The organism is Mycobacterium sp. TH-M11, from assembly GCF_057473725.1.
This window is the reverse complement of sequence record NZ_JBYCLD010000461.1, coordinates 1-6,545: the sequence shown is the minus strand read 5'-3', so window position 1 is coordinate 6,545 and position 6,545 is coordinate 1. Positions and strand designations below refer to the sequence as shown.

General features: G+C 65.4%; 7 protein-coding genes. 6 read left to right on the top strand and 1 reads right to left on the bottom strand.

Going from position 1 to position 6,545, the window contains the following annotated elements; all coding sequences use genetic code 11:
- The 6 genes from AC2VOG_RS17870 to AC2VOG_RS17845 all read left to right on the top strand — a co-directional run.
- Nucleotides 1-1,068, top strand: a 1,068-nt coding sequence (locus tag AC2VOG_RS17870; RefSeq protein WP_486941182.1) for a transketolase-like TK C-terminal-containing protein, incomplete at its 5' end; no start/stop codon positions are given.
- A 15-nt stretch (nucleotides 1,069-1,083) separates the two neighbouring features.
- The gene (tal, locus tag AC2VOG_RS17865; RefSeq protein ID WP_486941181.1) at nucleotides 1,084-2,202 is read left to right on the top strand and encodes a transaldolase; all 1,119 of its coding nucleotides are present in this window, start codon (nucleotides 1,084-1,086) and stop codon (nucleotides 2,200-2,202) included.
- 61 nt (nucleotides 2,203-2,263) lie between these two features.
- Entirely contained in the window at nucleotides 2,264-3,814 is a 1,551-nt protein-coding gene (gene zwf, locus AC2VOG_RS17860) for a glucose-6-phosphate dehydrogenase (protein WP_486941180.1), read from the top strand.
- Between the two features lie 46 nt (nucleotides 3,815-3,860).
- A complete protein-coding gene (opcA, locus tag AC2VOG_RS17855; RefSeq protein WP_486941179.1) occupies nucleotides 3,861-4,772 on the top strand; it encodes a glucose-6-phosphate dehydrogenase assembly protein OpcA in 912 nt (303 codons plus the stop codon).
- Nucleotides 4,769-5,512, top strand: coding sequence for a 6-phosphogluconolactonase (pgl, locus tag AC2VOG_RS17850; protein ID WP_486941178.1), 744 nt, complete (start codon nucleotides 4,769-4,771; stop codon nucleotides 5,510-5,512). The genes opcA and pgl overlap by 4 nt, the downstream gene beginning before the upstream one ends.
- 176 nt (nucleotides 5,513-5,688) lie before the next feature.
- Nucleotides 5,689-6,087 (top strand): ATPase, encoded by a 399-nt coding sequence (locus AC2VOG_RS17845; RefSeq protein WP_486941177.1) that lies wholly within the window; start codon nucleotides 5,689-5,691, stop codon nucleotides 6,085-6,087.
- A gap of 90 nt (nucleotides 6,088-6,177) precedes the next feature.
- Here AC2VOG_RS17845 and AC2VOG_RS17840 read toward each other — a convergent pair.
- Nucleotides 6,178-6,545 (bottom strand): phosphoenolpyruvate carboxylase (locus AC2VOG_RS17840; RefSeq protein WP_486941176.1); only part of this gene is annotated, 368 nt, incomplete at its 5' end.

The following is a 6,545-nucleotide window of genomic DNA, read 5'->3' as shown; positions in this document are numbered from 1 at the left end:
GAACCCGAGCGCAAGAAGCTGCTGGACCGGCTGGTTGCCGAGGAGCTGCCCGACGGCTGGGACGCCGACATTCCGCACTGGGAGCCCGGTGACAAGGCGCTGGCCACCCGCGCCGCGTCGGGCAAGGTGCTCAACGCCGTCGGTCCGCACCTTCCCGAGTTGTGGGGCGGTTCGGCCGACCTGGCCGGCAGCAACAACACCACCATGGACAACGTGAAATCGTTTGGCCCGCCATCGATTTCCACGAAGGATTACACCGCGGACTGGTATGGGCGCACCTTGCACTTCGGGATTCGCGAGCACGCGATGGGCTCGATCCTGTCCGGTATCGTGCTGCACGGACCGACCCGCGCCTACGGCGGGACGTTCCTGCAGTTCTCGGACTACATGCGTCCGGCGGTGCGACTGGCCGCGTTGATGGACATCGACACCATTTACGTCTGGACGCACGATTCGATCGGACTCGGCGAAGACGGCCCGACCCATCAGCCGATCGAGCACCTCGCGGCGTTGCGCGCCATTCCCAAGTTGTCGGTGGTCCGTCCGGCCGACGCCAACGAGACCGCGTATGCGTGGCGCTCCGTGCTGGCCCGCGGCAACGGCAGCGGCCCGGTCGGGCTGATCCTGACCCGCCAGGGTGTGCCGATCCTCGAGGGCACCAGCGCCGAGGGCGTGGCCAGGGGCGGGTACATCCTGGGTGACCCCGGGGCTCAAGAGCCCGATGTGGTGCTGATCGCCACCGGCTCGGAGGTTCAGCTCGCCGTCGCGGCGCAGAAGTTGTTGGCGGACAAGGACATCGTGGCACGCGTGGTGTCGATGCCCTGTGTCGAGTGGTTCGAGTCGCAGTCCGAGGAGTACCGCGACAGCGTGCTGCCGCCGTCGGTGTCGGCCCGGGTCGCGGTCGAGGCCGGTATCGCGCAGAGCTGGCACAAGCTGGTCGGCGACACCGGCGAGATCGTTTCGATCGAGCATTACGGGGAATCCGCCGATGCGAAGACGTTGTTCCGCGAGTTCGGGTTCACCCCGGAAGCCGTCGTCGACGCCGCCGAACGCACCATCGACAACTAACCGAAGGAAAAGCCGATGACTCAAAACCCCAACCTCGCCGCGCTGAGCAGCGCAGGTGTCTCGGTCTGGCTGGACGACCTGTCCCGCCAGCGACTGCAGTCCGGCAACCTGCAGGAACTGATCGACACCATGAGCATCGTCGGGGTCACCACCAACCCGTCGATCTTCCAGAAGGCCCTGAGCGAAGGCGACGCCTACGACGCACAGGTGGCCGAACTGGCCGCGCGTGGAGCCGACGTGGACGCCACCATCCGCACGGTGACCACCGACGACGTCCGCAACGCCGCGGATGTGCTGCGGCCGCAATGGGAGGCCTCCGACGGCGTCGACGGACGGGTCTCGATCGAGGTTGACCCGCGGCTGGCGCACGAGACCGACAAGACCGTCGCGCAGGCCATCGAGCTGTGGAAGATCGTCGACCGGCCCAACCTGCTGATCAAGATTCCGGCCACCAAAGCCGGTCTGCCCGCCATCACCGCGGTTCTGGCCGAAGGCATTTCGGTCAATGTCACGCTGATCTTCTCGGTCGAGCGGCACCGCGAGGTGATGGACGCCTACCTCGCCGGGCTGGAAAAGGCCAAGGAAGCCGGTCACGACTTGTCCACGATCCACTCGGTGGCGTCGTTTTTCGTATCGCGCGTGGACACCGAGATCGACAAGCGGCTGGAGAAAATCGGCTCCGACGACGCGCTCGCCTTGCGCGGCCAAGCCGGTGTCGCGAATGCCCGTCTCGCTTACGCGGCGTACCAAGAGGTGTTCGTCGGCGGCGAACGCTTCGGCAAGCTCGAGGCTGGCGGCGCCCGGGTTCAGCGTCCGCTGTGGGCGTCGACCGGGGTGAAGAATCCCGACTACTCCGACACGCTGTACGTGACCGAGTTGGTGGCGCCCAACACTGTGAACACCATGCCGGAGCCGACCATCGACGCGGTCGCTGATCACGGCGTCGTCACCGGCGACACGGTTACTGGCACCGCCTCGGCGGCGCAGGAGGTCTTCGACAAGCTGTCCGCGGTCGGTATCGACTTGACCGACGTCTTCCTGGTCCTGGAGAACGAGGGCGTCGAGAAGTTCGAAGCCTCTTGGAAAGAGCTGCTGGACGAGACTCAGACTCAGCTTTCTTCCGCCGACAAATGAGCCGCGCCGGCGACCTGGACCGGCACGGCATGCGCGGCGCCGATACTGTAGAGCGGCGCCGATGAGCCCAGCCGGAACCCCGGCAACTTCCGGGCAATGGCGAAACCCGTTGCGGGACAAGCGCGATAAGCGCTTGCCGCAGATTGCGCCGCCGTGCGCAGTAGTGATTTTCGGGGTGACCGGCGATCTGGCCCGCAAAAAAGTGGTGCCGGCCATCTACGACCTCGCCAACCGGGGCTTGCTGGCGCCCAATTTTGCGCTGGTGGGCTTCGCCCGCCGCGACTGGGACCATGCCGCCTTCGCCGAGGAGGTCCTGCAGAGCGTCAAGGAACACTCGCGCACCCCGTTCCGCCAGGCCATCTGGGATCGCCTCGCCGACGGATGCCGTTTCGTCACAGGCACTTTCGACGATGAGGCCGCGTTCGAGCGGCTGGCCGAGACGCTGGGCAAGCTGGACGCCGAGCGTGGGATCGATGGAAACCACGCGTTCTACTACGCCATTCCACCGAAGAGTTTTCCGACTGTATGCCGGCAACTGGACGCGGCCGGGCTGGCGAAGGCGCAGCAGGACAGCTGGACCCGGGTCGTCATCGAGAAGCCGTTCGGCCACGACCTCGAGAGCGCACGTGAGCTCAACAAGGTGGTCAACAGCGTTTTCCCGGAGGACTCGGTGTTCCGCATCGACCACTATCTCGGCAAGGAAACGGTGCAGAACATCTTGGCGTTGCGATTCGCCAACCAACTGTTCGATCCGATCTGGAACGCGCACTACGTCGACCATGTGCAGATCACCATGGCCGAAGACATCGGCCTGGGCGGCCGCGGTGGTTACTACGACGGAATCGGCGCTGCGCGCGACGTGATCCAGAATCACCTGCTGCAACTGCTGGCCCTGACCGCGATGGAAGAGCCGGTGAGCTTTCGTCCGGCAGAGTTGCAAAACGAGAAGATCAAGGTGCTCTCTGCCATTCAATTGGCCGGACCGTTGCAACAAACCACTTCTCGCGGTCAGTACACCGCTGGCTGGCAAGGCGGCGAGCACGTGGTGGGCCTGCTCGCGGAGGACGGTTTCTCCCGGGAGTCCAGCACCGAAACATTCGCCGCCATCACCCTTGAGGTCAACACGCGCCGCTGGGCCGGCGTACCGTTCTATTTGCGTACCGGAAAACGGTTGGGCCGCCGGGTGACCGAGATTGCACTGGTGTTCAAGAGGGCGCCGCATCTGCCGTTCGACGCGACGATGACCGACGAATTGGGCGCCAACGCCCTGGTGATCCGGGTGCAGCCAGACGAAGGGGTGACGCTGCGGTTCGGATCGAAGGTGCCGGGCAACATGGAAGTCCGCGACGTCAACATGGACTTCTCCTACGGCGCGGCGTTCGCCGAGGACTCCCCCGAAGCCTACGAACGACTGATTCTGGACGTCCTGCTTGGTGAGCCGTCGCTGTTTCCGGTTAATGCCGAAGTCGAATTAGCCTGGGAGATACTGGATCCCGTACTCGATTACTGGGCTGAGCACGGCAAACCCGATCCCTACGAGGCAGGCACCTGGGGTCCGGCGTCGGCTTTTGAGATGCTGCGGCGCGCCGGCCGCCAATGGCGCCGACCGTGACCGCCGGCGACGATGCGGGGGGTCCCGAGGAGGAGCAGCGGCTTAAATGATTCTCGAATTGCCCGACACCAGCACCACCAAGATCAACAAAAAGCTCGACGCGCTCCGGGAGAAGACCGGCGCGGTCACCCTCGGCCGGGTGCTGACGCTGGTGATCGCACCCGCCAGCGACGCACTGCTGGAACCATCCATCGACGCCGCCAACGCCGCCAGCCACGAGCATCCAAGCCGGGTGATCGTGGTGATGGCCGGCGATACCGACGCCGCCGACGCGCGTCTCGACGCACAGCTGAGAGTGGGCGGTGAGGACGCTGTCGGCGAAGTCGTGGTCCTGCGACTGTCGGGACCACTGGCCGGACACCACAGCAGCGTCGTCGTGCCCTTCTTGTTGCCCGACATTCCCGTGGTGGCCTGGTGGCCGGACGTCGCTCCCGCAGCACCTGCACATGATCCGTTGGGCCAGTTGGCAATTCGTCGGATAACCGATGCCACCAACGGCGCCGACCCGTTGTCTGCGATCAAGAGCCGGCTGGCGGGCTACGCCCCCGGCGACACCGACCTGGCGTGGAGCCGGATCACCTACTGGCGCGCGCTGCTCACCTCGGCTATCGACCAGCCACCACACGAGCCGATTACCTCAGCGCTGGTGTCCGGCCTCAAAGGCGAACCGGCGCTGGATATCCTGGCGGGCTGGCTGGCCAGCCGGATCGACGGACCGGTCCGCCGCGTCGTGGGCGAGCTCAAAGTCGAACTCGAGCGACCCACCGAGACCGTGGTGTTGCGCAGGCCCCAGCACGGTGTGACGGCGACCTTGAGCCGCACCGGCAAGCCGGACGCCCTCGTTCCGCTGCACCGACGCGACGTCCCCGAGTGCCTGGCAGAAGATCTCCGGCGCTTGGACGCCGACACCATTTACTTCGCGGCATTGGAAGGTATCGATCGGGTGGAGTACGCATGAACACCTCTGTAGAAACATTCGTCGACAGCGACCAGCTGGTGGCCGCGGCGGGAGAACGGTTGATCACCGTCGTCGAGCACGCCATTGCCGCCCGCGGTAAGGCGCTGATCGTGCTGACCGGCGGCGGCAACGGCAACCGCCTGATGCGGTTTTTGGCAGCGCAATCGGGGCGGATCGAGTGGCCCAAGGTCCATCTGTTCTGGGGTGATGACCGATACGTCACCGCAGACGACGACGAGCGCAACGAGAAGCAGGCCCGCGAGGCCCTGCTCAACCACGTAGACATCCCGGCTCGCAACGTGCACCCGATGGCCGCCGCCGACGATGAGTACGGTGACGACGTGGCCGCCGCTGCGCTGGCCTACGAGCAGATCTTGGCCGCGAATGCCGATCCGGGTGACATCGCGCCGGACTTCGACGTCCATCTGCTGGGAGTTGGGCCCGAAGGCCACGTCAATTCGTTGTTTCCCCACACCCCGGCGGTGCGCGAGGCGTCACGTCTGGTGGTCGATGTCGAGGATTCGCCGAAACCACCCCCCCAGCGAATCACGTTGACGTTGCCGGCAATCCGGCGTTCGCGCGAGGTGTGGCTGCTGGTGTCGGGCGCTGAGAAGGCCGAGGCGGTCGCCGCTGCGGTCGGCGGGGCCGACCCGGTGTCGGTTCCGGCCGCCGGCGCTGTCGGTCTCGAGCGCACCGTGTGGTTCCTGGACGAGGGGGCCGCCAGCGGGCTGCCCGGCTAGCCGGATCGGCGCTCGGCCTGCCCGTCGGCATAGCCACGTTGGTACTCCGCCAGGCGCTGCGCGATGTCGAACGATGAGGTGCGGCTGATCACCGCGGCGCATTGCTGCTCAGATTTTCGCCGGTGCATACCCGATCAGATGGATATCCTGTCGCTCAGGTTCCATCGACCGCCATAATGATCGGCATGGCAGACAAAAGCGCCGGCGAGCGACCGGCGCGGCAGCGAATCAAGACGCTCACCCAGGCGGCGATGAACGCCGACGTCACCGTCAACCAGCTGGAAGACGTGCTGGGCGGCCTCGGCGACACGCTGGGCGACCTGAACACCTCGCTGACGAACCTGAACAGCGCCATCGACCGACTGGACAACGGGCTCGACCACTTCGAGGCCACCCTGGGCCGGATCGACGATCTGATGAAGCGGCTCGTAACGCTGGTCGCACCGGTTGAGGCGATCGTCGAGCGCATCGACTACATGGTCGGCGTCGGCGAGACCGTGATGTCTCCGCTTTCGGTCACCGAACACGCAATCCGCAACGCATTCAATACCTTCCGCGGTCGCGGCAGCCACTAGTCCGTGCCATGATTCGCCGAACGTGAATCCTTTGCGAAAAAACGCTCGCAAAATCGCAAGGGTTTCACGTTCGGCGCAAGAAAGCCGCGTCTAACCGCTGTTGCGCAGCGCGCTGGCCAGACCGTTCATCGTCAGCAGGATTCCGCGCTGGACCAGTTCGTCGTCGTCACCGGAGCGGTAGCGGCGCAACAACTCGACCTGCAGGTGGTTCAGCGGCTCCAGGTACGGGAACCGGTTGAACACCGAACGCGCCAACGCCGGGTTGTCGGCCAGCAGGTTGTCCTGGCCGGTGATCAGCTGGTGCGCCTTGATACTTCGCTGATGCTCGGCGGCGATCTTGTCGAACACCCGTCGCCGCAGTGACTCGTCCTCGACAAGTTCGGAGTATCGGGCGGCCAGGCCGAGGTCGGTTTTGGCAAGCACCTGTGCCATGTTCGAGAGCACGGTCTGGAAAAACG